We start from the raw sequence: 24,907 nt of genomic DNA, 5'->3' as shown, positions 1-24,907 counted from the left end.
CGGTGCGCTCTAGTTGCGGATCAGGCTGCGGAGCACGTACTGCAGGATGCCGCCGTTGCGGTAGTAGTCCGCCTCGCCGGGGGTGTCGATGCGGACGACCCCGTCGAACTCCACACCGGTGTCGGTGGTGACCTTCACCGTGCGCGGCGTGGTGCCGTCGTTCAGCTCGGTCACGCCGGTGAAGGAGAAGGCCTCCTCGCCGGTCAGGCCGAGGGACGCGGCCGTCTGGCCCTCCGGGAACTGGAGCGGCAGGACGCCCATGCCGATGAGGTTCGAGCGGTGGATGCGCTCGTAGGACTCGGCGATGACGGCCTTGACGCCCAGGAGCGCGGTGCCCTTGGCCGCCCAGTCGCGGGACGAGCCGGAGCCGTACTCCTTGCCCGCCAGGATGACGAGCGGGGTGCCCGCGGCCTGGTAGTTCTGCGAGGCGTCGTAGATGAACGACACCGGCGCACCTTCATCGGACCGGGTGAAGTCGCGGGTGAAGCCGCCCTCGGTGCCCGGCGCGATCTGGTTGCGCAGGCGGATGTTGGCGAACGTGCCGCGGATCATGACCTCGTGGTTACCACGGCGCGAGCCGTAGGAGTTGAAGTCACGGCGCTCGATGCCGTGCTCCGTGAGGTACTTGCCGGCCGGGGTGTCGGCCTTGATCGCACCGGCCGGGGAGATGTGGTCGGTGGTGACCGAGTCGCCGAGCTTGGCCAGCACGCGGGCGCCCGTGATGTCCTCGACCGGGGTCGTCTCCATCGTCATGCCCTCGAAGTACGGGGGCTTCCGGACGTAGGTGGACTCGGCGTCCCACTCGAAGGTGTTGCCGGTGGGGATCGACAGCGCCTGCCACTGGGCGTCGCCCGCGAAGACGTCCTGGTAGGACTTGTTGAACATGTCCTCGCCGATGGAGTTGGCGACGACGTCGTTCACCTCGGCCTCGGAGGGCCAGATGTCCTGGAGGAAGACGGGCTTGCCGTCCTGGTCGACGCCGAGGGCGTCCTTGGTGATGTCGACCTTCATCGAACCGGCGATGGCGTACGCGACGACCAGCGGCGGGGACGCCAGGTAGTTCATCTTGACGTCGGGGTTGATCCGGCCCTCGAAGTTACGGTTGCCCGAGAGCACCGAGGTCACGGCCAGGTCGTGCTCGTTGACCGCCTTGGAGACCTCGTCCGGCAGCGGGCCGGAGTTGCCGATGCAGGTGGTGCAGCCGTAGCCGACGAGGTTGAAGCCGACCTTGTCGAGGTACGGGGTGAGGCCCGCCTTGTCGAAGTAGTCGGTGACGACCTTCGAGCCCGGGGCGAGGGTGGTCTTGACCCACGGCTTGCGGGTCAGGCCCTTCTCCACGGCCTTCTTCGCGACGAGCGCGGCGGCGACCATGACGTACGGGTTCGAGGTGTTGGTGCACGAGGTGATCGCGGCGACGGTGACGGCGCCGTGGTCGAGCTCGTACGTCGTGCCGTCGGGGGCGGTCACGGTGACCGGGTTCGACGGGACGCCGTCGGGGGACACGGCCGGGGAGTCGGAGGCCGGGAAGGACTCCTTGCTCGCCTCCATGTCGTCCACGACGTAGTTGCGGACGTCCTGGGCGAACTGCTCCTTGGCGTTCGCGAGGACGATGCGGTCCTGCGGGCGCTTCGGACCGGCGATGGAGGGGACGACCGTGGAGAGGTCGAGCTCCAGCTTCTCGGAGAAGTCCGGCTCGGCGGCCGGGTCCAGCCAGAGGCCCTGCTCCTTGGCGTACGCCTCGACGAGCGCGACCTGCTGGGCGTCGCGGCCGGTCAGACGGAGGTACTTCAGCGTCTCGTCGTCGATCGGGAAGATCGCGGCGGTGGAGCCGAACTCCGGCGACATGTTGCCGATGGTGGCGCGGTTCGCGAGGGAGGTGGCGGAGACGCCCTCACCGTAGAACTCGACGAACTTGCCGACGACGCCGTGCTTGCGGAGCATCTCGGTGATGGTCAGCACGAGGTCGGTGGCGGTGGTGCCGGCCGGGAGCTCGCCGGTCAGCTTGAAGCCGACGACGCGCGGGATGAGCATGGAGACCGGCTGGCCGAGCATCGCGGCCTCGGCCTCGATGCCGCCGACGCCCCAGCCCAGCACGCCGAGGCCGTTGACCATCGTGGTGTGCGAGTCGGTGCCGACGAGGGTGTCGGGGTACGCCTGGCCGTTGCGGACCATGACCGTACGGGCCAGGTGCTCGATGTTGACCTGGTGGACGATGCCGGTGCCCGGGGGGACGACCTTGAACTCGTCGAAGGCGGTCTGGCCCCAGCGCAGGAACTGGTAGCGCTCCTTGTTGCGGCCGTACTCCAGCTCGACGTTCTGCGCGAACGCCTCGTTGGTGCCGAACTTGTCGGCGATGACGGAGTGATCGATGACCAGCTCGGCCGGGGCCAGCGGGTTGATCTTCGCCGGGTCGCCGCCCAGCTCCTTCACGGCCTCACGCATGGTCGCGAGGTCCACGACGCAGGGAACGCCCGTGAAGTCCTGCATGATCACGCGGGCCGGCGTGAACTGGATCTCCTGGCTGGGCTGGGCCTGCGAGTCCCATCCACCCAGCGCCCGGATGTGGTCGGCGGTGATGTTCGCGCCGTCCTCGGTGCGGAGCAGGTTCTCCAGCAGAACCTTCAGGCTGTAAGGGAGGCGCGCGGAGCCCTCGACCTTGTCCAGCTTGAAGATCTCGTACGACTCGTCGCCCACGCGCAGCGTGCTGCGGGCGTCGAAGCTGTTCGCCGACACGACAGTCTCCTTCTTCAATGTGCGCGTACTACCGCGCCGCGCCTCATTGGCGGCCGGCGCCGCGTGGTGCCGCCTACGGCCCCCACCATCCGCTAAGGTAAGGATTAGTTAGGTAACCCTTACCGAGCGGCGGCTGCGGTACGCCTCGGCAGATATCTCGATGTCGAGATAACTCTAGTACATCGCCGCCGCGCGGTCATGCCCGGGCGCCGTTGTCCTCTGTCATCCAATCGAGTCGTTTGACAGCGAACCCAGTCGTTTCGGCTTCCTTGCCAGCGAACCTAGTCGTACGAGGTAACGCGCTGGGGGTGCTGGGTGGCCGTACCGGTCGGGGTGAATCTTGCAGAGCCGTACATCGAGCTGTCGTACGTGGATGCTGTACGCAAGCGTCGGCGGCGTCCGTTGCTGGACTGTGTGACGGCCCGGTTCGAGGACGTCCCCGCGGTACGGCCGTTTCGCTGGTCGCGTGGTGAGCGTCACTTCTCCAGCTGGTACTGGGCGGCAACGACCCGGCAGCACGTCGGTTTCGAATCGTGGCTGGAGCGGGACCGGCTTTCGCTGATGGACTTCGATCCTGAGGTGGTGGGGATCGCCTCGCAACCGTTCTGGCTGCACTGGCACGACGGCGAGCGGGAGCGTCGGCACGCTCCGGACTACTTCGTGCGCCGCACGGACGGCTCGGCGGTGGTCGTCGATGTCCGCGCCGATGAACGGATCGAGCCGCAGGACGCGGAGGCGTTCGAGGTGACGCGCCTGGCCTGCGCTCAGGCCGGATGGGGGTTCGAGCGGGTGGGAGTCCCGGAGGCAGTGCTGCTGGCGAATGTCCGTTGGCTGTCGCGCTACCGGCACCCACGATGCCTGCACGGCCCGGCCGCGGACCGGCTGCGGGAGGTCTTCGCGACGCCGGGCCCGCTGCTGGCTGGAGCCGATGCAGCCGGGGAACGGCTCGCGACGCTACCCGCGCTGTTTCATCTGCTCTGGCTCCAGGAGCTGGCGGCCGAGGGGAACTCACCACCCTGGACGGGTGGCGAAGGTTCGTCGACGGCCCACCCAAGCCCCCGACGTTGTTGTCCCCCGGTGGTCTGCGACGACTGTCCACGACCGACCGGGCCCTCTACGACGAGGACCGGCTCGACCATCACGCCCGCATGCTCGTGGTCGCCACCTCGTTCGTCGAGAAGACGGTGGTCTGCGGCCGCAGGCTGGTCCTGCTCAACCGGCATGCGATCAGCGCCCGCCGCGGTCTAATGGTTTCCGGACTTCCCGGCACGGGCAAGACCAGCGCCATCGCCCAACTCGGACTCGCCCACGAACTCCTTGACCGAGCTCGCCACCCGAACGTCCACGACCGCATCCCGGCGCTCTACATCACCGTCCCGCCCGCAGCGACCGCCCGCATGGTCGCCGCGGAGTTCGCCCGTTTCCTCGGCCTGCCAGTCCGGGCCCGGTCGAACATGACAGACATCATCGAGGCTGTGGTCGGTGTCTGCATCGACACTCGAACCGGCCTCGTGCTCGTCGATGAAATTCACAACATCTCGCAGATCACCCGGGCTGGCGCCGAAGTCTCCGACACGCTGAAGTACTTCTCTGAGCGCATCCCCGCGACGTTTGTCTACGCGGGCATCGACATCGAACACAGCGAGCTCCTGGCCGGCACCCGGGGTGCCCAAATCGCGGGCCGCTTCACCCTCGTCCCCACCCGCCCGTTCCCCTACGGCGACGAGTGGAAAGGACTGGTCGCGACCATGGAGGACACCTTGCTCCTGCACGATCATCCGCCGGGCAGCCTGGTCAAGTGGGACCGCTACCTCCACAACCGGGCCGACGGCATGATCGGAGCGTTGTCTCACGCCATCCGAGGGGCCGCGATCGACGCGATCCTCAACGGCACCGAACGCGTGACCAAGGAAGGGCTCGACGCGATCCCCCTGGACCACGCCGCGGAAACCCCAAAGACGCCGCTGAGGAAGGCGGCCACACGGTGACCGAAGCGCTCCCGGGACGGCTGGCCCGGCTCCCCATCCAGGTCTCACCCCGGCTCGGTGAGGGAACCGACTCCTTCATCCGACGCCTGGCTCGCGCCAACCACCTCAGGCCCAGCTATCTGCACGGATACCTCTGCGGACCGCCGCTCTGGTTCGGCAAGCCCCACGTTGAACGCCTCGCGGACGCCACCGGACGCACCACTTCGCAGCTGGAACGGGCCCTGTTCGACGTGAGCACGCCGCGACTTCGCTACCGGACCGGGTCAGGTCGATCCCACCTCGCGCACAGACAGCCGGACCTCTACGTCCAGCTGCAGAACGCCGCCCGCGACGAGGGCCTGACCGTCCGCGATCTCGCCCATCGCCACGACATTCCGATATGGCTCGTCCGGTGCGCTCTCGTCAGCAACAAGCCCCTGCCCCGAGACCTTCCCGCCCGTCAAGCACCTGTCACCCGTCCGATTGCGCCTCTGATCGACTCGATGCTGCATGCCGGCCTCGGGACCCGAGAGATCTGGACCGCGCTGATGGACCAGCACAACAGTTCGGTGTCCTCCGGAACGCTCAGCCTCTACATCTCCAAGAGACGTCGCGAATCGGAATGGCAGTCCGAGCACTACAGGCTCCTGCGAAAAGCCTCTCCTGGAACTCCGCGCTCGTTCCAGCGGTGTCGCTGCGGTTTGTGCCGCGGAACCTAGTCGGCACAGTTCAGAAGGCTTGATTGCCCGACCGACTGTCGCATGATCCGGCAGACTTCCGCCATGGACTCAGCATGGCCCACGGTGATCGGATCAATAGCAAGCGGGGGACTCGTCGGCGTTACAGCCCTCATAGCCGCATACTGGACCAAGCAGAGCCAAAAGGTGCAGCTCGACGCACAGATCGAGCAAGTCAAGCTCCAGATCAAGGCCCAAGCCTTGGAGCAACGCCGGGAGCCGCAGTCGCCACTACGCCGAGTTCGTCAACGGCATCGACATGCTGCTGGAGCACCTTGACGATCACTGGCTCGGAACTAACATGCCCGCGGGTGCGGACGAACTGGCGACTGGCTGCATAGGGCATAAGCAGGAACGATTGGTTGCGGATTTGAAAAACGACCAGGCGGGTGTTGGCCTGTAAATGTTGGTGAGAAGTAGGAACAGCAGGACGCTGTGTCTCACGATGCGTCGTCTGGATGCGTCGGGGCTCCGGGCTTTGCCCATGCGGGATGAGCGCCCCTCATGGACAAAGGGCACCTGTGGCAGTTCGACCGAACCCGCTCGGGCGAATTCACGCAGTGACGAGCACCATGATCAAGGCGAAGGTGAAGCCAAGGCCCAAGCACAAGCAGCCCAGGGAGAGGACGATGTACCCGACAGTACGAAGCCCTGAGCGGCGAACGACCACGTTACCCGGATTCTGCGGGTCGTAGGCGACGTGAATGGTCCAGGCGCCGGCGCTGCCGGACACAGTGCGGCTCACGCCCACAGTGTCCGTGTAGACGTACGTACCCGAGGCGCGGAGCTTGCCGGGTGCACCGGCGGTCCTCTCCGCCTCGACGGTGATGCCGTGCCGGGTCACGTGCCACCCCCTGCACGCCGACCACAGCCCCGCAGCGCCGCCCGCGGTGGTCACCGAGGCCATCGTGCCGCCGAACAGGGTGGTGACTGCCAGCATGAAGCCGTCAATCCCGCCTTCACGGATCCCGAAGGTCACGGCCAGGGCGACGATCACCAAGGCAGCGGTGAGCGCTCCCCGCTTGAAGAGGCGCTGTCTCCTCTCCGCCGGGGATTCGGTCAGGACGTGCGTGATGACCAGCCCGGAGCCGTCGACCGCCACGTCCTCTTCGGCACGCTCGGGCAGCGCACGGTTCACGGCATCCGCGAAAGCTCTGGCGGCTGCCTCGCTCACACCGCCGACCCGGCGGACGGCCGGCGTCGCCCCGCCCGCGGCAGTCAGCTCGACGGCTACGGACCGGCCCTCGGCGCGTACCCGTTCGATCGCCATCAGAGGAATGCGCAGCTCCTCGTGCGGGCGGCTCAGGAGCAGTGCCCTGCCGTCGGAACGCAGAACAGTGTTCTTGCTTCCCTGCAGGACGGGTATGGGCGATGTGATCGACATGATCGCGATCGTAGAGCGCATCCCGCAGCTTCGGGTACCGCCGATATCGGGGCCCTCCGTGAGGACTCGGAGTCGATGCCGTACTTCGGCATGAGCAACGGCAGAGACATGCCGGTGGCGAGGCACGGCAGACCGCGGCGTTCAGATTCGGCAGCATGGGCGCTCTCCCGCCGTGCAGAGCACAACCGTGGTCCCGGAGCAAGCACCGAGGTGTTCCCGAAACTCAGCGACATCACTCCCCCGAGGAACAGCACGTTCCTACCACTAAGCAACAGACGTTCCCGAGAATCCCCTACAAAGCCAGGCGACAGTGCGCGAAGAAGTTCGGCGCCAAGAACGCGAGCTCCACCGAGTGTGGTCCAGAGTTGCGGTGGAAGGAACCGCCAGCGCCGCGACCGCCGGGGCAGAGGCGCTCGAGGCCATCGGGAGGATCACCAGGTGCCTTGGACGCGACCTACGTGGACGACGTGCTGATCCCCCGGAGGACGTGACACCGCGCCTGACCCGGCGAGAGTTGTGGAACGCGGTGGAGGAGTCACAGGACGCATTCATCACCGCGGCCCGACGCAGTCTCCAGGACGACGGAGTCCGCAGAATCCGGCGGACTCTGCCGGCTGAGCGCCATCCCGATCAGGACTGAAGGCACTCATCAGACGATCGCTTGCCATCCAATCCAGTCGATGCAGGTCAAGGCGAGCCAAGCGACTAACTTCGCTGTCAAGGGACAGCCGTCGATATGCCGCGGCGTGTTCGGCCCGCGCTTCAACTTGGCCTCCGCCCCGCGCGCCGCCGGGTTCGCCGTCGACGAGACCGTCGGCCTTCCGCCGGCCTCCCGCAGGCCGACGAGGCGCTCTTCACAGATGACATGAGGACGTGATCCACCGGTAGGCAGCCCCCTGGGAAATCAGGTCGCGGATCGGTCAGGAATCAAGAAGCGCGGCCTACGGGCCACGCCTAGCATGATCGTCATGGACATCACCATTCACACGACCGCGCTCCCGCACGACGACCCGGACGCGTCCCTGGCCTTCTACCGCGACGCCCTCGGCTTCGAGGTCCGCAGTGACGTCGGACAGGGCAAGATGCGCTGGATCACGGTCGGTCCCGTCGGCCAGCCCGGCACGTCCATCCTGCTGGCGCCGCCGGCCGCCGACCCCGGGGTCACCGATGACGAGCGCCGCACCATCGCCGAGATGATGGCCAAGGGCACCTACGGCTGGATTCTGCTTGCCACGCCGGACCTCGACGGAGTGTTCGAGAAGGTACAGGCCGGCGACGCCGAGGTCGTCCAGGAGCCGACCGAGCAGCCGTACGGCATCCGCGACTGCGCCTTCCGCGACCCCGCGGGCAACCTGATCCGCATCCAGGAGCTCCGCTGACCGGTCAGGTCACCCGTCCCGGGCGTCGACGCAGCCCTTGACGGCCGGTCGCTACCACCTGCGCACCGTGCGACGGCCAGGGCTTCCGGGCCGCCGCCCCGACCGGCTCTTCGACTCCGAGGAGCCGGTCATCGCCATTGAGCGCCCCGCCGCCCCCTCTCCCTGCGACCCGGGTGCTCACGGACATCGACGAAGAGGAGTTCCCGCATGTGTCACCCCGCGTGGGGCCGAGCCCGCGCCGCGGCGCAACGTCTGAGCGACTTCGCGCGACTGCGCCGCGTCCGCGACCGGATCGACCGCGAGTACGCGCGGCCGCTGAACGTCGAGGCGCTGGCCCGCGACGCGAACATGTCCGCCGGGTACCTCAGCCGCCAGTTCCGGCTGGCCTACGGCACGTCGCCGTACGCGTACCTGATGACACGTCGCATCGAGCGCGCGGCAGCCCTGCTGCGCCGTGGCGACCTCAGCGTCACCGAGGTCTGTTCCGAGGTCGGCTGCTCCTCACTGAACACCTTCAGCACGCGCTTCACCGAGCTCGTCGGCATATCACCCAGCGCCTGCCGGCGCGGTGCGACGGGCACTGCGGCGGGGATGCCGCCGTGCGTGGCCAAGCAGGCGACAGGACCGGTCAGGAATCGAGAAGCGCCGGTCCCCGCACCCCAACTAGCGTCATGACCATGGCATCCATCGAAACCATCACCCTCGACGTGGCCGACCCGACGGCCGCCGCGCACTTCTACTCGACGGCCTTCGGCCTGGACTCGCAGATCCGTCTGCGGGCCTCCGACGCACCCACCACCGGCTTCCGCGGGTTCACACTGTCCCTCACGGTGTCCCAGCCGTCCACCGTCAACAGCCTCATCGAGTCCGCCCTCGACGCCGGCGCCACGACGGTGAAGCCTGCCGCGAAGTCGCTCTGGGGCTACGGCGGTGTCGTCCAGGCCCCGGACGGGACGATCTGGAAGATCGCGACCACGGCGAAGAAGGACACCGGGCCCGCCACCCGGCAGATCGACGACATCGTGCTCCTGCTGGGCGTCGCGGACGTGACCGCCAGCAAGCGGTTCTACGTCGGCCAGGGCCTGGTCGTGGAGAAGAGCTTCGGCCGCATGTACGTGGAGTTCGCCGTGGGGTCGAGCCCCGTCAAGCTGGCGCTGTACCGGCGCCGCGCCCTCGCGAAGGACGCCGGGGTCTCCCCCGACGGCACCGGATCGCACCGGCTCGCGATCGGCGGCGACGGCGGGCCGTTCACCGACCCCGACGGCTTCGCCTGGGAAGCCACCGCACCCTCGCCCGCGCCCGCGACCTGAGACGCCGGCCCTCGGCCCCGGCACACCGACGGATGACCGGACGGAGCCCCTCCTTCCCGGGAGGGGCCCGCCCCGAAATGACTGGAGGAAGCATGACGGACGCACCGCCGCGTGGACTTGAGGAGCGCCTGCGGGACACGCGCGCGAGGCTGGAGAGCGATGTCGACCTCTGGGTCGCCACCTCGGGCACCCCCGGCGGGGTCCACCTCATCCCGCTCTCGTTCCTCTGGGACGGCACCGCGTTCCTCGTCTCGACGCCACGCACCTCGGTCACAAGCCGCAACCTCCTGGCGGACGACCGGGTACGGCTCAGCCTCGGGCCGACCCGCGACGTGGTCGTGGTCGACGCCACCGCCGAACCGGTGGACCTCGCCGACCTCGCCCCCCGGACGGGCGAGGCGTTCGCGAACAAGACCGGTTTCGACCCGCGCGAATCCGACGAGCAGGACTACCAGTTCTTCCTGATCCGCCCGCGGCGCATCCAGGCATGGCGCGAGGCGAACGAGCTGCGGGGGCGCCACCTCATGCGCGACGGCCGCTGGCTCGGCTGACCGCCGCCACCTGAACGGACGCACTCGGCGTGCCGCTCCCCCGAACCCGACAGAGGATGCGGATGGAGATGCGGAAGGGGCGGGACCGCGGCCATCGGTTTCGCGACACCCCACCCCCGCCGCGATCTTCATCTCATATTTGAGATAACGTGCGGGCATGGAAGACGACTACCTCGTACGCATCGGCAAGCTCATCCGTGACGCCCGTCAGCACCGGGGCTGGACACAGACGCAGCTGGCCGACGCGCTCGGCACAAGTCAGAGCGCGGTCAACCGGATCGAGCGCGGCAACCAGAACATCAGCCTTGAGATGATCGCCCGTATCGGCGAGGCTCTCGACAGCGAGATCGTGTCCCTCGGGTACGCCGGCCCCATGCACCTCCGCGTGGTGGGCGGTCGCCGGCTCTCCGGCTCCATCGACGTCAAGACGAGCAAGAACGCGTGCGTCGCGCTGCTCTGCGCCACGCTCCTCAACAAGGGCCGTACGGTGCTGCGCCGGGTGGCGCGCATCGAAGAGGTCTTCCGACTGCTGGAGGTGCTGAACTCCATCGGGGTCCGCACCCGCTGGATCAACGACGGCGTGGACCTGGAGATCGTCCCGCCCGCGCAGCTCGACCTCGCGTCCATCGACGCGGACGCCGCGCGCCGGACCCGGTCCATCATCATGTTCCTCGGTCCGCTGCTGCACCGGGTCGACCAGTTCACCCTCCCGTACGCGGGCGGCTGCGACCTCGGTACCCGCACCATCGAGCCCCACATGATCGCGCTGCGCCGGTTCGGTCTGGAGATCGCGGCGACGGACGGGCTCTACCACGCGCAGGTCGACCACTCGGTCGCCCCCGACCGCCCCATCGTGCTGACCGAACGCGGCGACACGGTGACCGAGAACGCGCTGCTGGCCGCCGCCCGGCACGACGGCACCACCATCATCCGCAACGCGTCCTCCAACTACATGGTCCAGGACCTGTGCTTCTTCCTGGAGGCCCTGGGCGTCAAGGTCGAGGGCATCGGAACGACGACGCTGACCGTACACGGCGTCCCGCAGATCGATGTGGACGTCGACTACTTCCCGTCCGAGGACCCGGTCGAGGCGATGAGCCTGCTTGCCGCCGCGGTGGTGACGGAGTCCGAGCTGACGATCCGCCGGGTACCGATCGAGTTCCTGGAGATCGAGCTCGCGGTGCTGGAGGAGATGGGCGTCGACTGCGACCGCACGACGGAGTACGCCGCCGACAACGGCCGCACCCGGCTGGTGGACCTGACCGTCCGGCCCTCCAAACTGGAGGCGCCGATCGACAAGATCCACCCGATGCCGTTCCCCGGCCTCAACATCGACAACGTGCCGTTCTTCGCCGCCATCGCGGCCTCCGCGCACGGCCAGACCCTGATCCACGACTGGGTCTACGACAACCGGGCGATCTACCTCACGGACCTCAACCGCCTCGGCGGCAGGCTCCAACTCCTCGACCCCCACCGTGTTCTGGTCGAGGGCCCGACCCGCTGGCGCGCCGCGGAAATGATGTGCCCGCCCGCACTCCGGCCGGCCGTGGTGGTCCTGCTCGCGATGATGGCGGCGGAGGGCACGTCGGTCCTGCGCAACGTCTACGTGATCAACCGCGGCTACGAGGACCTGGCGGAGCGCCTCAACTCGGTGGGCGCGCAGATCGAGATCTTCCGCGACATCTGACCGGCGGGGTGTTGTGCCCCTCGGGCCCAAGGGGCACAACACCGCAACATGCAATCCGACCTGCGAATACTCACCTTCACGGCCCTTCACTGATCACTGTTGCTTTTCAGCACCTTGTGCAACGCACGTGCAAGATGATCTTGAATGACTGACGGTACGTCAGAGACGTCTGGGTACCCGTCAGCCTTCACGGAGGGTCGTCGCCGAGGTGGCCTCGCAACGTCCGATGTCGGTCGTGTCACGCCGACCGCGTCTGGTCGACGAGGTGAGCCGCTATCCGCCGCGGCCGGTGAGCAGGCCGGGCTGGACCTCGAACAGCGCCAGCAGCGTCTCGCGCTTGTCGGCTTTCGCGCCGGTCAGCGCGAAAGCGTCGGGCAGGCCGCGCAGAGTGCACACCAGGTGCAGCCGCAGCCCCAGAAGAACCGCGAGTGACTGGGGCAGTAGCCGTACTCAGCCCATCCGGGGATTCGTCACGCCCGCTCCCACCTGCTTCATCTATTGCCGTACCTGCCGAACAGCCCGGCTACAACAAGCGGCTGCGGAAGGCTGACGCCCGCCCAGACTGGTGGGCAGGGCGGACGTCGGTCAGTGACGGGTCAGGAGGCAATGGCAATGCGGCCGTCGTGGCCACGGTCGCCGGACTGAGCGGGCCCCAGGGCAGCACCGCCGTCGCCCGTTCCTGTGGGACAGGGCGGTGTCGGCGTGTCGGCTGCCGCCCCCACCCTTGCCGGCAGAGCCATCTCCGAAGACCTTGCTCGATTGACCATTGCCTCCCTCGATGCGAGGAGCACCACCAGCGCACCGGGCGTGGCGGGTCAGACAGGCGACGACGATCGGCTGGGCGCATGTCAGGCCGAAGCCGACGTTCGTGGGGCGACGCCTGGTCGTGGACAGGCCGTCCGGGAAGCCGTACGACAGCCGGACGGCGTCCGTGCCCTCGATGGGCGTGGCCTGCAGGTCCACGCCGGGGCAGAGGTCGCCCATCCAGGCGTTGACCTGGTCGAGAGGCCGATGCGAGGCCGCCTTCGGATGGCGCATCGGACCGTCGGAAACGTCGTCGCGGGCGTGGTGCCGGGAAAATTTGACGGTGTGTTCCCCCGTACGCCGAGGAACTCTCGCCCGATCACCATGTGGTGCTCCCGGGGCTAACACTCGGACGGGATGATCCGGTCGGCGTGGAGGTACTGGAAGCCGCCGGTGAAGTAGCCGGGGACGGGAGCTGAAGCGCTGGGTGAACGTGCGGGCGGCACGCAGTGGCAGGCCGCTGGGAGCCGTGGGGGTGACGAGGGTGGTCATGAAGGCCACGGTGGCGCGGACCGGCGCGGGTCTCCAGATCAGCGGGTCGTACGGTGAGCGGGCGTACGGATGCGTGCCGGGTGCAGAGCTCGAACGCTCCGACGCGTCAGCAACTCCTTTCATAGACTGTGTGGTTCACACCGGAACAGGGGGAACGGTGACATTCGAAGACGAGTGGGTGCAGCTCACATCAGATGCACGGGATCGCCGGTCCGCACAGATGCGACTCAATGCAGCCGGGACAACACCGGGTGGGTCCGGAACCTACGGGGACCTGGTGGTCCACCAGGACGACCTGGGCGCTGTCGGCAATGAGGCGTTTCGGGTCCATGGAGCACTGCAGAAGAGCGCCGATATCGCCGGAGCCGGGATGGACAAGGCGGGCGCCGGGACGACGGCCCGCGCCGCGGCGGAGTTGCAGAGTCGGAATTTTGACGTGGGCACCGAGCTGTACACCACGCTCGAGGTTTGGACCTCGCAGGTCAAGACCGTGCTGCAGATGTGCGCACACATCTCCAACCACTTGGACTACTCGAAGAAAAGTCACGCCAAGGACGAGGCGGAGATCGCCGCCGCCTTCACGCGGAGGGACGGCTCCGCAGTCCCGGTGTCCGAGCTGCTCAAGTACGTGAAGTGAGCGGGTCGGACCCCATGGGAACGTTCAGCTATACAGATCTCGTCGAAGTCGACCTCAGGAAGCTGAGTACCGCCGCCTCCGACTGGAAGTCCACGGCCGCGAGCCTGGAGAAGCTGAGGGCCGAGGTCTACAGCGGTCTTCTCCTGCTGTCGGACGGGGCTCAGTGGGCGGGCCTGAATGCCTCGGTCACCAAGGAGTTCGTCCGGAAGACGGCGAAGGAGGTCGCGGATCTGCACCTGGAAGCCACCAGCATCTCCGCTGTGCTAGAAGACGCCCACGCCGAGCTGACACAGATCCAGAGGAAGGCCCAAGATCTTTCCGCGGAAGCACGTCGGGGAAATCCCACTCGCCAAGCGGGCCCGGATCCAGGCCAGGTGGTGACGGACGGCCCCAACGGCACGGTAAAGGTGACAGAGGCCTTCTGCGATGCAGATGGAACCTCACAGCGGACCAAGGACTTGATGCAGTGGTACGCGGATACCCTCACAGGGTTTGTGGCCCATGCGGCCGAGGTCGACGCAGCGGTGACTCGCGCACTGAAGCGCAGCCACGGCGGTGACCCGCACAACGCAGGGCATGCGACATACACCTCGCTGGACGAGGACCAGTTGCCCCGTGCCACGAAACTCGCGTCGCTCGGCGACGACGCGAACACCGCGTAGCGTGCCGAGCTACGGCGGCTGTGGACGTCTTTGAGTCCCCGGGCTCGCGGGGAGTTGTGGGCAGGACACAAGGACGACCTTCTGGCCGCCGGGTTGCTCGCTCCGTCGGTCAAGCAAGCCGCTGCCGACCGGGGCTCCGGCCCGTACGCCGTCGAGGAGCCGGGCGCGGAGGAGCGCAGGAACCGGGAGAAGATGAACCTGGTTGCCGAGCTGGCCGACTGGAAGGGTGACAACGACGCCGCCCGGCACATGGCTCACTACTTGGGCAACAGCGGAACGGACATGGACCTGCCCATCGACAAGATGATGTCCGAGGTACCCGAATTCCGCTCGCACATCGACCGCACTGTCACGGATCACCAGGACGCATGGCGTGACCAGGCACTGGCAGAGTTCAGGAGGAACGGTGGGCAGCCGGTGTCGATACCCGTGGAGACCGAAAACCGGGACTTCAGCTTCACCCCGGATGTCAATGAGAACTGGTTCTACGCGGTGGGTTCGACCAGGTCGAACGTGACCGGAGTCGTCACGGTCGAGCCTGATGCGAACGGAAAGCCCGTGGTCGACCTCGACTATCAGGCCAACGCGTGGGATCGCTACAACTGGGACGAGGACAAGGGAGTGACAATCCCCGTTCCGGGAGTCGACGACATGAGCATCCCGGATGGTCAGATGGCACGCTTCCACACCACCGGCATTGCCCGCGAATTCGACATGGCAGGCAGCAGTTCGGTCAAGCACTACGATCTGGGCGTGTCCGCCCCGCACCAGGGCCCGCTGCCGCAGCCCGACGAGCCGGGACGTGCAGGCGATCGCACAGATCCCGGTCGTGAGCAACAGGAAGGGCGATAGAGACTCCTATGAACGGTCCCGGTCATGAGGTCGAGGGTGGACAGCCCAAGCCTCCACGTCGCCTGTGGGTCCCACTCGCCATTGTCGCTCTGGTGTTCTGCGTCGGTGGCGCGGCCGTGGCCGGCGGGTTGTGGTGGGTGACCGACCGCGCGGAGTCGGATCTGCTGGCCCAGGAGATGAACTGCTGCTGGGAGGAGGGGGCGACCCCGGCCTGGATGAGCGAACAAATGGGCATCCGCTTCCCGGAGCAGGCATCGGACCGGCGCGCGGGCTACAAGGTCGGGCAGCGCTACGACACGGGACTGCTTTCCTTCGTGCTGCCGAGTGAAGAAGCTCAGACGTACACGGACCGGCTCGTCCCGGATGACATCAAGATGTCTGGAAACACCCTCATCAAGGGGAAGGACTACCGCCCTGCGGCTACCTTCACTCATCTCGGGCTGCCGGAGCCGGAAACGTTCATCCAGGATCTTCGGAGGACCAGCCTCTGCCCCGAAGGGCTCGACACCCCTGAAGGCGCACAGCTTCAGCGCTGCATCGACCTGTTCGTCCACGAGTACAAGCCGGGCACGACGCGGATATACGTCCGGTCGACCATCGAACCTTCCGTGACGCCGCCGCCGGCGGCGGGCAACGGGCAGTAGGTGTGCGCACACCCCTGAGCAACGCTTAGGACACGGGGCAGCACCCTCCGGCCTCGGCTCTTCGGAGGTGAGTCGTCCGGTAGATCCGGGCCCATTTCTCGAGCAGGCCGAGATCCGTCAGGATATCCCGATCGACCGAGTGCGATACGTCCGAGCAGCGGCCACACAGGACAGAAACGCGCGCTTGGCGATCGACCTCATCACGCGTGACGAGAACTTCCGGTGGCTCTTCCACGCCGACATTTCGACAACACTCAAGTGGACTCGCTGGCCGCCACGCTCGCCGAGTGGTGGCGATCCGGACGTCGAGCGCGCTGAGCTTCAACAACGGCCCTTCGCCTCCATCGAGGCGGGCGGGAAGAGCTGACTCGCACGCAGGTACGAGGAATGACAGTCCCCCGTAGGCAGGCCGTGCTAGCCAGTCAAACATCGTGATCAACGGCCACCGCAGGGAATGCAGTTTGATCGATTTGACTATGCGTCACGGCGCCTACCAACGTTCTGCATCTCGGAACAACCGGGAACAACTCGGGGGTTGGCAATGGACGTCATTACACCGCGTCGAAAAGTCGTGCGCAGGGGCGAGACGGATGGTCAGTGTTCTTCCGGCACCCGAGTCGACTTGATCCGGCGACCGGTAAACAGGGGCGGCGTGTCCGACGAGGACTGGGAACGAGCGTCGACGAGGAGGCCGACGCCCTCGTCGACCAACTGAATCAGATCCTTCAGGACGAAGGACTGTGGGAGTCGCAGGCCTGGTCCAATGCAATCGCGCTGTACGACCAGCGGATCGTCGATGTCTTCTACGACGGGCTCGAAGCCACCCGCACAGACTTCAGAGGACTGCGCGAAGAATTTCTGCCTCTGCCGACCCTTGCTGATGGATACCCCCATGTCTTTGCCGTCATCCGCACGCCCTGGAGGTCGCGCCGGGCCGCGGTCACGCCTGATGGCCGCCCTGGTCGTCGCCGACGCAGTGCAAGCTGCCCGCAGCGCCGCACTCTCCACACTCGCGCCCTGCCCGAGCGGCGGAGACCGGCCGGCGAAGGAAGGTACGACGGAGGACTGAGCCGGTGCCGGTGCGCACCATGGGCACCGGCCGCTCCGCCGATACTCTGTACGGCGTGATCAACTCGTATGCGGGCCTTGACGATACCGAGGTGGCGATAGCCGCCGCACGCGCCGGCGCCGACGTGGTGCGCGGGATGTACGGGCGGCGGCTCGCCCGTATCGACAAAGGTGCCGGGGACTTCGCCACCGCCGCCGATGTCGAGGCCGAGAAGGCGATCCTCGGCGTCGTCCGCGCCGCTCGCCCCGATGATGCGGTGCTCGGCGAGGAAGGCGGGGACCAGGGCGCCGCCGGGGCCGTACGCCAGTGGCTGGTGGACCCCCTGTGCGGCACGCTGAACTACGCCGCAGGCACCATGGTCGTGGCCGTGAACGTGGCGCTGCGCGACGGGGCGGCGGCGGTGGCCGACCCGTTCGGCGGCGACGTGTTCTTCACCGACGGCGAGCGCGCCCACGTACGGCACGAGGGGGTCGACGCCCCGCTGGCACCCACGTCCGCCACCGGCCTCGTGGACGTCAACCTGGACCCGCCGTTTCCGAACGCTCCCGGCTTCCGCGCCGTGGAGCTGCTGGGTCACCCCGGATTCGTCGAGCGGTTCCGGCCACGCGTCGTGTCCACGACGCTGGCGCTGGCCTGGGTCGCGGCGGGCAGGCGTGCCGCGTACGTCACCGATGGCGGCGACCTGTCCGGGAGCGTGCACTTCGCCGCCGGGATCGCTCTGTGCCGCGCCGCCGGATGTGTGGTCACCGGGATCGACGGCGGTCCCATCGGGGGCTCGGGCCGCGGACTTGTCGTGGCCGCCGACGCCGCGACCCACGGACTGCTGATGTCGCTGATCCGCGGCCGCTGATGTCGCTGATCCGCGACCCCGATCACCCGCGCGGGGTGATCTCCCTGGCACCGTAGAGCGCGGCCGCCGCCCCCGTGGCAAGCGCCCAGTAGCGGTCGCCGAAGGACCACTGCCACCATTCCGTCGGGTAGTTCACCAGCCCGGCACCGGCGAGCACGGACCCCAGCAGCTCCCGATGGGCGCGGGCCTCGTCGCTGATACCGGCCGCGTCCGTGTAGCAGGCGCCTCCGCTCTCCTCCGGGTCCGCGTTCATCCGCGTGCCGAGGTCCAGCTCGCGCCCGTCCGCGTCGGCAACGTCTGAGCCCTGACCAGCCGCTCCAGCACGCCTTCCCGCAGGTAGGAGAACGCCCCTGACGGGTCTTCCTTGCGCGGATCGACCAGCAAGGCGCCCGTGCGGCGGACGTCCACGAGAGGCTCGCCGCATTCCGCGACGGGTATCGCGGCGACCTACGGGTCCGACATCAGGATCATCTCGTTCATCGCGCAATCATCCCGCACGGCTGAATCCCGGCGAGGGCTCTTTGGGCCTGGCAGGTGACTTGCCGCCACCGGTCGGGGCGTCGTTCGTGGCGTGGGCCGAGGAGGCTGTGTAGCGTCGGGTCCAGCTGTCGTGGTTCGGAAGGAGCGGCCCGTGGACGCGAGTTCGCGGGCGTTCTGCTGTTCAGCATCTCTGAGGACCATGGCGATCACCTCCGGCGCCCGTACGGTGCGGGCGTCGATTTCTGTGTCTGCTTGGAGGACAAAAATGGCCAGTGGAACCGTGAAGTGGTTCAACGCGGAAAAGGGCTTCGGTTTCATCGAACAGGACGGCGGTGGCCCGGACGTGTTCGCCCACTACTCCAACATCGCCGCCCAGGGCTTCCGCGAGCTCCAGGAGGGCCAGAAGGTGAACTTCGACGTCACCCAGGGCCAGAAGGGCCCGCAGGCGGAGAACATCACCCCCGCCTGATCGCCCGGGATCTGAGCGGGCCCTCGCCGTTCGGCGGGGCCCGCTCGCCCGGGCCGTCACGGTTGCGCGGTCGACGCGCTGCCCGGATTCGTCTCCTCGATGGCGTCCAGGAGATTCCTGCGCTTGCGGCGGGACAGGGAGTCGCCGTCGACGCTGCTCATCGCCCAGGGGATGGCACAGGGCCCCTCGTGGGAGGGGTCGGGGCACAGCACGTCCGCCATCCGGTCCATCAGTGCTTCGTGTTCGGCCGCCGTCGCGACGATGGCGATGCCCACGTGCCGCAGCCGGGGCAGGTCAGCGGATTCCGTGGTGGGCTCGGACATGAGGCGGTCCCGTCTCTGAGGCCGGAGGCAGAGGTGCCGGCCCGGCCGGCGCACCGCTCTCGCGGGAACCGTCAGATGCCGAACCGGATCGCGATCCCGTTCAGGACGCAGTCCTGGCCCGTGTCGAACGCCCGGCTCGCGTCGTCCTTGCGGGTCGCCCGCTCAACGTAACGCCTGTACGTGGGGCAGTGGCCGGTCTCCATCAGATACGTCATCTGCGGCGCCAGGCCGCGAGGTGCCGCTCCGGGAGGGGTGACCCACCCGGAGCGGTCGGGAGCGCCGGTTCAGCCGGTTCAGCCGGTGATGATCGCCGGGTCGCTGCGTCCGGGTGCGCCCGTCTCCACGTGTCCGGCGAAGCGCCGCCGGAAGGTGCTGTTCCCGTCGGAGAGCACGGACAGGTCGTACCAGCGCGCGCTCGCCCGCAGGTCGACCGTGTGGTTCACCGTGGTTCCCCTCACCACCTTGAAGGTCTGCGAGGCGCCGCCGTAGGCGTTGCTCAGGGTGAGGTTGACGTCCGTGGCGCCCGGATTCCTCATCGTCAGCACCACCGTGCCGGCCACGTTGTCGTGGCGGGCTGTCACTTCGGGGCCCGTGGCCGCGCCGGGTCCGCGGAAGGTGCGCAGGAAGCCGTTGGGACCGTAAACCCAGAGGTCGTACACGCCCTTCGAGTAGGTCGTGTTCCAGGTGTCGCTGAGCGTCTTGCCGCCCTCCACCGTGTACGTCCACGGACCGTCGGTGCGGTTCGGGGACGTGACGTGGAAGAACGCGCCGGCCTTCGCACCGGCGCCGAAGGACAGTGTGAAGCGGCCCGTGGAGGGGGTCGCCGTGCCGTCGGTCACCAGGGTGTACGGCAGCGGCCTGGCGGGGCGCGCGCCCGCTTCCTGGACGGGCAGGGTGCCGACCGCGGGCGGCTTCGGTACGTAGCTGGGGTGCCGGTCGCCGTCCGGCGGCCGGTAGCCGTCGGTGCCGGGGAGCGAGGCGGGTGTCGTGTCCTTGAGGCCGAAGTCGAAGACCGAGGTGAGGTCGCCGCAGACGGCACGCCGCCACGGCGAGATGTTCGGTTCGCTCACACCGAAGCGGCGCTCCATGAACCGGAGGATCGACGTGTGGTCGAAGACCTCCGAGCACACGTAACCGCCCGTGCTCCAGGGCGAGACGGCGATCATCGGAACCCGCTGGCCCAGGCCGTAGACACCGGCCGCGTACTTGGCGTTGCCGGGGAAGAGATCGAGCGCGGTGCTCACGGTGGAGAGGCCCTGGGCGGCGGAGGACGGCGGGTACGGCGGGATCAGGTGGTCGAAGTAGCCGTCGTTCTCGTCGTAGGTGACGAAGAGGGCGGTCCTGCTCCAGACCTCCGGGTTGGAGGTCAGTGCGTCCAGGACCTGGGATATGTACCAGGCGCCGTAGTTGGCGGGCCAGTTCGGGTGTTCGGTGAAGGCTTCCGGCGCCGCGATCCAGGAGATCTGCGGCAGCTTGCCGGCGCCGACGTCGGCGCGGAGGACGTCGAAGAGGCCGTCGCCCTTCGACACGTCCGTGCCGGTGCGGGCCTTGTCGAACAGCGGGCTGCCGGGCCGGGCGTTGCGGTACTGGTTGAAGTACAGCAGCGAGTTGTCGCCGTAGTTGCCGCGGTAGGCGTCGTTGATCCAGCCCCAGGACCCGTTCGCGTCCAGGCCGTCGCCGATGTCCTGGTACACCTTCCAGGAGACCCCGGCCCGCTCCAGGCGCTCGGGGTACGTCGTCCAGCTGTACCCGGCCTCCTCGTTGCCGAGAACGGGACCGCCACCCCTGCCGTCGTTACCCGTGTGCCCCGACAGCATGTAGTAGCGGTTGGGGTCCGTGGCTCCGATGAAGGAGCAGTGGTAGGCGTCGCAGACCGTGAACGCGTCCGCGAGCGCGTAGTGGAACGGGATGTCCTCGCGGGTCAGATACGCCATGGTGCCCGCGGACTTGGCGGGGATCCACTGGTCGTACCTGCCGTTGCTGAACGCCCTGTGGCCGCCGGCCCAGTCGTGGTTGAGCCCTGCGATGAACTGCATGCCGAGGTCGTCGGCGTCCGGGTGATAGGGCAGGACGTCCTTGGCGCCGTCCGGCTGATGCCAGACCGACTTCCCGCTCGCGAGCGTCGTGGGACGCGGATCACCGAATCCGCGTACGCCCTTCATGGAGCCGAAGTAGTGGTCGAAGGACCGGTTCTCCTGCATCAGCACGACGATGTGCTCGACGTCCGCCAGCGTGCCTGCCACACGCTGGGCGGGGATCGAGGCGGCTCGGGCGATGCTGTCCTGCAGGGCCGACAGGCCGGCGGTCGCGCCCGCGATCTGCAGGAAGCGGCGGCGATTGAGTTCAGGCATGCGGTGAGGACCTCTTCGGAGTCGGGGGCGGTGCCTTCGGTGGCGGTTCCCAGAGCAGCTGGCTGAAGGGGCATCCGGGCGTCACCCGGGTCACGACGGGCCGTACACGTCAGGAACGGCCGGGGGCCGGCCCGCTCCATGACGGTGCGTCAGCCTAGGGCTCCCGCGGAGCGGAGGGGGCGCGAGCGTCGAAGAGTCCATGGAGACAGCAGCGAAGTCCATGCCTCGCCATCTCCCCCACCCTTGCGCACATACGGGGTAGGGGTATACATGTCCCAGCAGTCCGCCTCGATGACCCTGCACATGATCCTCTTCGGCCACAGCCCGAAGGAGCTCGGCAAGGCCCTCGCGTTCTACGGAGCCGCGACCCCCGCGGGCGGCACGGCCGGTGTCTCCCACCGCCCCGACTCCGCTCACACGCCAGGCCCGCACCGCGTCAGGTGCGGGACGGACGCATGTCCGTCAATTTCACAGGGCCATTCGATGGAAGGGAGTAGGGCATTTATGTTCGACGAGCAGGCGATCGAATATCTGAAATCCCGTCGAGCTGTGTTTGTTTGGCCCGAAATGACTCCCGCAAGGGGTCAGGGCGACCATCCAAACGAGTGTGCCCCACATGGCCCCATGAGCGAGTCTCACGTGTTTTCCGGTCAACTGTCTGCCAAAGTGCACTTCTGTTTTACCCACTTGATCAGTCCTTGGAATCCAGCCGCCCACCTTCATATTTTCGATGACCGGGCTTCCCATAATAAAATTCCCTGCCGTCGGAGCCTTTTCGGGCCCGTCCTTCGGGGGGCACGTGAGAAGAGAGCCATGCGTGCGGCAAATGAGCTTTTCTGAAGAACGACAAGTGACGGTTCTCCACCTGGTCCAGCCGGTGGAGGGCGGGGTCGCGCGCGTCGTCACCGACCTCGTCAGGGCCCAGGCCCTGGCAGGACTGCGGCCCGTGGTGGCCTGCCCGCCCCGGAGCCGGCTGGCGGCCGGAGCCGAAGCGGCGGGCGCGGACGTGCTCGCCTGGCCGGCCGTGCGCAACCCCGGCCCCGCGCTCGCCGCGGAAGTCACCACCGCGGGCCGACTGGTCCGCCAGTGCCGTCCGCAGATCGTGCACGCCCACAGCGCCAAGGCGGGGCTCGCGGGCCGGCTCGCGGTCCGGGGCCGCATCCCCACGGTGTTCCAGCCGCACGCCTGGTCCTTCGAGGCCGTGGAGGGCGGGACCGCGCAACTGGCCCTCAAATGGGAGCGGTTCGGCGCCCGATGGAGCGACCGGATCCTCTGCGTCAGCGAGTCCGAGCGCCGTACGGGCGAACAGGCGGGCATCTCGGCCCGGTGGTCCGTGATCCACAACGGCATCGATCTCGGGCACTTCCGTCCGGGCGGCCCGGCGGAGCGCGCCGCGGCCCGTGCCGCGCTCCCCCTGCCGGACGGCATCGCCCCCGGCGCGCCGCTGGTCGTGTGTGTGGGCAGGCTCAGCCGGCAGAAGGGTCAGGACGTGCTGTTACGCGCCTGGGACCAGCTGCGCGTCAGGGGCGCCCGGCTGGTCCTGGTCGGAGACGGACCCTACGAGCGGCGGCTGCGTGACATGGCACCCGCCGATGTGGTGTTCACGGGGGCGAGTCAGGACGTCCGCCCGTGGCTCCACGCCGCGGACGTCCTCGTGCTCCCTTCCCGGTGGGAAGGCATGGCGCTGGCCCCGCTGGAAGCCATGGCCTGCGGCAGACCGGTCGTGATGTCCGACGTGAACGGGGCCAGGGAGAGCCTGCCCCCCGGCCACGACGCCCACTGCCTCGTACCCCCCGAGAACCCGACGGCCCTCGCGGCCGCACTCACAGCCCTCCTGACGGACCCGGCGCTGAGGGAAGAGCTGGGCCGTACCGCCCGGACCCACACGCGATCCGTCTTCGACGTCCGGAAGACCGCAGGAGCCGTCCACCGCATCTATCAGGAACTTGTCGGCTTGTCCCGGCCCACGACGAGAGAGTGCACCGACCGATGACTACGGAGAGAGCCCCCGCACCCCGCGCCGCCCAGGCAACAGCCGAACCCCCCAAGGTCTCCACCGTCCATCCGCCCCGGCGGGGAACCAGCCAGCGCACCTCCCGGACCACCGGACGCCGCGTCCGCGGATTCGCCCCCGGCTGGCGGCTGTTGGCCGCCGACGTGCTGGCCCTGGGTCTCACCCTGGCCGTGCTGCCCGCGACCCCGTGGCCGCCGGCCGTGATCGCCGTGCAGGTGACGGTACAACTGCTGCTGCACGCCCACCGGGGGCTGTACCGGCCGGGGCTTTCCCCGTCCTGTCTCGCGGAACTGCCCGCACTCCTCGGTCTCACCCTGATCCAGTGGTTCGCGACCGCGGAAGCGCTGACCGCGTACGACCCCCGCTACTCGGTCAGCTGGCCCGCGCTGGGCCTCGCGGTCCTCACCCAGACGCTGCTGTGCTGCGCCGCCCGCGCGCCGGCGCACCGGTCGCGCCTCCGCTCGGCGGCCCGCAACCCCCGGTCGGCCCTGGTCATCGGGCACGGGCCGGTCGCCCAGGAGGTCACGGCCGCCCTGCACGGACACCCCGAGTACGGGCTCCGGCCGGTCGGCCGGGTCGATCCCACGTTCTCCACGGCCGACACCCCGGCGCCCTCCCAGGCCGGGGCGGCCCCGCTGCCCGTCCTGGTCACCCTGGAGGACGTCGGCCGTGCGGTCATCCAGAACTGCGTGCGCGACGCCCTCTTCACCACCACCCCGGGATCCACCCGCGACGGGGAGGCGCTCTTCGCGCTGCTGGCCCGACACGGCTGCCGGATGTGGCTGATCAACGGCCCGGCGGCCGGCGCCTTCACCCCGCACCTGACCGCCGCGCGCCCCGACCACCTGTGGGGCTTCGCCGCACACGCCCTGCACAACGGGGGCGAGCGCCCGGTGTCGTACGCGGCCAAGCGGACCATGGACGCGCTGCTGGCCGCGCTGGCCCTCCTCGCGGCGGCGCCGCTGCTGGCGGCCTGCGCCCTGGCCGTACGGCTCTCCGACGGGCCCGGTGTGATCTTCCGGCAGGAACGCGTCGGACGGCACGAACGGCCCTTCGTCCTCCTCAAGTTCCGCACGATCAGGCCGGCCGACGCCCACGAGTCCGCCACCCGGTGGAACGTCTCCGCCGACCGGAACATGAGCCGCGTCGGACGTCTGCTGCGCCGCACCTCCCTCGACGAACTGCCGCAGCTGTGGAACGTGCTGCGCGGAGACATGAGCCTGGTCGGTCCGCGCCCCGAACGCCCGTACTTCGTCGACCAGTTCAGCCGTCTGCACGCGGGATACGGGGCCCGCCACCGTATGCCCGTAGGGATCACGGGACTGGCCCAGGTGCACGGGCTGCGCGGCGACACGTCCATCGAGGAGCGGGCCCGCTTCGACAATCGCTACATCGAGACCTGGTCGCTCTGGCAGGACGTGTGCCTGCTGGCCCGCACCGCCGGTTCCCTGTTCCGGCCGGGAGGCAGCTGACCGTGGCCACCACCTGGACCGCCGGACCCGACGTCGCCGC

The 24,907-nt window shown here is 68.4% G+C and carries 22 protein-coding genes and 3 pseudogenes; 17 read left to right on the top strand and 8 right to left on the bottom strand.

The genetic code is table 11. The features are described 5' to 3' along the window. Window positions 1-9: 9 nt before the first annotated feature. Window positions 10-2,733 (bottom strand): aconitate hydratase AcnA, encoded by a 2,724-nt coding sequence (gene acnA, locus ACFWSK_RS09505; protein ID WP_383783290.1) that lies wholly within the window; start codon window positions 2,731-2,733, stop codon window positions 10-12. 315 nt (window positions 2,734-3,048) lie between these two features. On the opposite strand from acnA, the pseudogene ACFWSK_RS09500 reads away from it, so the two are divergent. The 3 genes and pseudogenes from ACFWSK_RS09500 to ACFWSK_RS09490 all read left to right on the top strand — a co-directional run. After that, window positions 3,049-3,723, top strand: a pseudogene (locus ACFWSK_RS09500) (TnsA-like heteromeric transposase endonuclease subunit); the annotation flags it as partial. Beyond that, window positions 3,711-4,721, top strand: a complete 1,011-nt coding sequence (locus ACFWSK_RS09495) for a TniB family NTP-binding protein (RefSeq protein ID WP_383783348.1) — start codon at window positions 3,711-3,713, stop codon at window positions 4,719-4,721. The pseudogene ACFWSK_RS09500 and the gene ACFWSK_RS09495, both read left to right, overlap by 13 nt. Continuing rightward, window positions 4,718-5,419, top strand: a complete 702-nt coding sequence (locus ACFWSK_RS09490) for a hypothetical protein (RefSeq protein WP_383783289.1) — start codon at window positions 4,718-4,720, stop codon at window positions 5,417-5,419. Before ACFWSK_RS09495 ends, ACFWSK_RS09490 begins: the two co-directional genes overlap by 4 nt. A 571-nt stretch (window positions 5,420-5,990) precedes the next feature. Here ACFWSK_RS09490 and ACFWSK_RS09485 read toward each other — a convergent pair. After that, window positions 5,991-6,821, bottom strand: coding sequence for a hypothetical protein (locus ACFWSK_RS09485; protein ID WP_383783288.1), 831 nt, complete (start codon window positions 6,819-6,821; stop codon window positions 5,991-5,993). A gap of 968 nt (window positions 6,822-7,789) precedes the next feature. Between ACFWSK_RS09485 and ACFWSK_RS09480 the strand changes: the two genes are divergently transcribed. From ACFWSK_RS09480 to ACFWSK_RS09460, 5 genes are all read left to right on the top strand, one after another. Continuing rightward, a complete protein-coding gene (locus ACFWSK_RS09480; RefSeq protein ID WP_383783287.1) occupies window positions 7,790-8,200 on the top strand; it encodes a VOC family protein in 411 nt (136 codons plus the stop codon). Between the two features lie 207 nt (window positions 8,201-8,407). Beyond that, entirely contained in the window at window positions 8,408-8,875 is a 468-nt protein-coding gene (locus ACFWSK_RS09475; protein WP_383783286.1) for a helix-turn-helix transcriptional regulator, read from the top strand. A 2-nt stretch (window positions 8,876-8,877) separates the two neighbouring features. Then, the gene (locus ACFWSK_RS09470; RefSeq protein ID WP_383783285.1) at window positions 8,878-9,510 is read left to right on the top strand and encodes a glyoxalase; all 633 of its coding nucleotides are present in this window, start codon (window positions 8,878-8,880) and stop codon (window positions 9,508-9,510) included. A gap of 92 nt (window positions 9,511-9,602) precedes the next feature. Further along, window positions 9,603-10,061, top strand: coding sequence for a pyridoxamine 5'-phosphate oxidase family protein (locus tag ACFWSK_RS09465; RefSeq protein ID WP_383783284.1), 459 nt, complete (start codon window positions 9,603-9,605; stop codon window positions 10,059-10,061). A gap of 157 nt (window positions 10,062-10,218) precedes the next feature. Next, window positions 10,219-11,748 (top strand): helix-turn-helix domain-containing protein, encoded by a 1,530-nt coding sequence (locus ACFWSK_RS09460; RefSeq protein ID WP_383783283.1) that lies wholly within the window; start codon window positions 10,219-10,221, stop codon window positions 11,746-11,748. Between the two features lie 276 nt (window positions 11,749-12,024). Here ACFWSK_RS09460 and ACFWSK_RS09455 read toward each other — a convergent pair. After that, window positions 12,025-12,215 (bottom strand): annotated as a pseudogene (locus ACFWSK_RS09455) (IS982 family transposase); the annotation flags it as partial. Between the two features lie 986 nt (window positions 12,216-13,201). Between ACFWSK_RS09455 and ACFWSK_RS09450 the strand changes: the two are divergent. The 5 genes from ACFWSK_RS09450 (at window position 13,202) to ACFWSK_RS09430 (ending at window position 16,206) form a co-directional block, all read left to right on the top strand. Continuing rightward, on the top strand, window positions 13,202-13,681 hold the full coding sequence (locus tag ACFWSK_RS09450) for a hypothetical protein (RefSeq protein WP_383783347.1): 480 nt from the start codon (window positions 13,202-13,204) through the stop codon (window positions 13,679-13,681). A 14-nt stretch (window positions 13,682-13,695) separates the two neighbouring features. Continuing rightward, on the top strand, window positions 13,696-14,343 hold the full coding sequence (locus ACFWSK_RS09445; RefSeq protein WP_383783282.1) for a hypothetical protein: 648 nt from the start codon (window positions 13,696-13,698) through the stop codon (window positions 14,341-14,343). Between the two features lie 54 nt (window positions 14,344-14,397). Beyond that, a complete protein-coding gene (locus tag ACFWSK_RS09440) occupies window positions 14,398-15,195 on the top strand; it encodes a hypothetical protein (RefSeq protein WP_383783281.1) in 798 nt (265 codons plus the stop codon). Between the two features lie 8 nt (window positions 15,196-15,203). Next, window positions 15,204-15,839 (top strand): hypothetical protein, encoded by a 636-nt coding sequence (locus ACFWSK_RS09435; protein ID WP_383783280.1) that lies wholly within the window; start codon window positions 15,204-15,206, stop codon window positions 15,837-15,839. A gap of 184 nt (window positions 15,840-16,023) precedes the next feature. After that, window positions 16,024-16,206, top strand: a complete 183-nt coding sequence (locus ACFWSK_RS09430) for a hypothetical protein (protein WP_383783279.1) — start codon at window positions 16,024-16,026, stop codon at window positions 16,204-16,206. A gap of 227 nt (window positions 16,207-16,433) precedes the next feature. On the opposite strand, the gene ACFWSK_RS09425 is transcribed toward ACFWSK_RS09430, so the two are convergent. Continuing rightward, window positions 16,434-16,733, bottom strand: a complete 300-nt coding sequence (locus ACFWSK_RS09425) for a hypothetical protein (RefSeq protein ID WP_383783278.1) — start codon at window positions 16,731-16,733, stop codon at window positions 16,434-16,436. Window positions 16,734-16,963: 230 nt separating this feature from the next. On the opposite strand from ACFWSK_RS09425, the gene ACFWSK_RS09420 reads away from it, so the two are divergent. Continuing rightward, window positions 16,964-17,758, top strand: a complete 795-nt coding sequence (locus ACFWSK_RS09420) for an inositol monophosphatase family protein (RefSeq protein WP_383783346.1) — start codon at window positions 16,964-16,966, stop codon at window positions 17,756-17,758. A gap of 22 nt (window positions 17,759-17,780) precedes the next feature. On the opposite strand, the pseudogene ACFWSK_RS09415 reads toward ACFWSK_RS09420, so the two are convergent. After that, window positions 17,781-18,196, bottom strand: a pseudogene (locus ACFWSK_RS09415) (M15 family metallopeptidase). 307 nt (window positions 18,197-18,503) lie between these two features. On the opposite strand from ACFWSK_RS09415, the gene ACFWSK_RS09410 reads away from it, so the two are divergent. After that, window positions 18,504-18,707: a cold-shock protein gene (locus tag ACFWSK_RS09410; protein ID WP_037908938.1), complete on the top strand. Its 204-nt coding sequence runs from the start codon at window positions 18,504-18,506 to the stop codon at window positions 18,705-18,707. A 56-nt stretch (window positions 18,708-18,763) separates the two neighbouring features. On the opposite strand, the gene ACFWSK_RS09405 is transcribed toward ACFWSK_RS09410, so the two are convergent. The 3 genes from ACFWSK_RS09405 to ACFWSK_RS09395 form a co-directional block, all read right to left on the bottom strand. Beyond that, the gene (locus tag ACFWSK_RS09405; protein ID WP_383783277.1) at window positions 18,764-19,030 is read right to left on the bottom strand and encodes a hypothetical protein; all 267 of its coding nucleotides are present in this window, start codon (window positions 19,028-19,030) and stop codon (window positions 18,764-18,766) included. A 71-nt stretch (window positions 19,031-19,101) separates the two neighbouring features. After that, entirely contained in the window at window positions 19,102-19,245 is a 144-nt protein-coding gene (locus ACFWSK_RS09400; protein ID WP_383783276.1) for a hypothetical protein, read from the bottom strand. A 78-nt stretch (window positions 19,246-19,323) separates the two neighbouring features. Continuing rightward, a complete protein-coding gene (locus tag ACFWSK_RS09395; RefSeq protein WP_383783275.1) occupies window positions 19,324-21,381 on the bottom strand; it encodes a phosphocholine-specific phospholipase C in 2,058 nt (685 codons plus the stop codon). Window positions 21,382-22,207: 826 nt separating this feature from the next. On the opposite strand from ACFWSK_RS09395, the gene ACFWSK_RS09390 reads away from it, so the two are divergent. Both ACFWSK_RS09390 and ACFWSK_RS09385 read left to right on the top strand, forming a co-directional pair. After that, window positions 22,208-23,374, top strand: coding sequence for a glycosyltransferase family 4 protein (locus ACFWSK_RS09390; RefSeq protein WP_383783274.1), 1,167 nt, complete (start codon window positions 22,208-22,210; stop codon window positions 23,372-23,374). Beyond that, window positions 23,371-24,867, top strand: a complete 1,497-nt coding sequence (locus ACFWSK_RS09385; protein ID WP_383783273.1) for an exopolysaccharide biosynthesis polyprenyl glycosylphosphotransferase — start codon at window positions 23,371-23,373, stop codon at window positions 24,865-24,867. The genes ACFWSK_RS09390 and ACFWSK_RS09385 overlap by 4 nt, the downstream gene beginning before the upstream one ends. The last annotated feature ends 40 nt before the right edge of the window (window positions 24,868-24,907 follow it).

Origin of the sequence: Streptomyces sp. NPDC058620 (genome assembly GCF_042717135.1) — a bacterium.
GTDB lineage: Bacteria > Actinomycetota > Actinomycetes > Streptomycetales > Streptomycetaceae > Streptomyces.
The sequence above is the reverse complement of the archived record's forward strand: the minus strand, read 5'-3'. Positions and strand labels throughout refer to the sequence as shown.

Coding starts and splice junctions, on each gene's coding strand:
- ACFWSK_RS09485 (WP_383783288.1), bottom strand. CDS start 6,821: ATGTCGATCACATCGCCCATACCCGTCCTGCAGGGAAGCAAGAACACT.
- ACFWSK_RS09480 (WP_383783287.1), top strand. CDS start 7,790: ATGGACATCACCATTCACACGACCGCGCTCCCGCACGACGACCCGGAC.
- ACFWSK_RS09475 (WP_383783286.1), top strand. CDS start 8,408: ATGTGTCACCCCGCGTGGGGCCGAGCCCGCGCCGCGGCGCAACGTCTG.
- ACFWSK_RS09470 (WP_383783285.1), top strand. CDS start 8,878: ATGGCATCCATCGAAACCATCACCCTCGACGTGGCCGACCCGACGGCC.
- ACFWSK_RS09465 (WP_383783284.1), top strand. CDS start 9,603: ATGACGGACGCACCGCCGCGTGGACTTGAGGAGCGCCTGCGGGACACG.
- ACFWSK_RS09460 (WP_383783283.1), top strand. CDS start 10,219: ATGGAAGACGACTACCTCGTACGCATCGGCAAGCTCATCCGTGACGCC.
- ACFWSK_RS09445 (WP_383783282.1), top strand. CDS start 13,696: ATGGGAACGTTCAGCTATACAGATCTCGTCGAAGTCGACCTCAGGAAG.
- ACFWSK_RS09435 (WP_383783280.1), top strand. CDS start 15,204: ATGAACGGTCCCGGTCATGAGGTCGAGGGTGGACAGCCCAAGCCTCCA.
- ACFWSK_RS09425 (WP_383783278.1), bottom strand. CDS start 16,733: ATGGGGGTATCCATCAGCAAGGGTCGGCAGAGGCAGAAATTCTTCGCG.
- ACFWSK_RS09410 (WP_037908938.1), top strand. CDS start 18,504: ATGGCCAGTGGAACCGTGAAGTGGTTCAACGCGGAAAAGGGCTTCGGT.
- ACFWSK_RS09405 (WP_383783277.1), bottom strand. CDS start 19,030: ATGTCCGAGCCCACCACGGAATCCGCTGACCTGCCCCGGCTGCGGCAC.
- ACFWSK_RS09400 (WP_383783276.1), bottom strand. CDS start 19,245: ATGACGTATCTGATGGAGACCGGCCACTGCCCCACGTACAGGCGTTAC.
- ACFWSK_RS09395 (WP_383783275.1), bottom strand. CDS start 21,381: ATGCCTGAACTCAATCGCCGCCGCTTCCTGCAGATCGCGGGCGCGACC.
- ACFWSK_RS09390 (WP_383783274.1), top strand. CDS start 22,208: ATGAGCTTTTCTGAAGAACGACAAGTGACGGTTCTCCACCTGGTCCAG.
- ACFWSK_RS09385 (WP_383783273.1), top strand. CDS start 23,371: ATGACTACGGAGAGAGCCCCCGCACCCCGCGCCGCCCAGGCAACAGCC.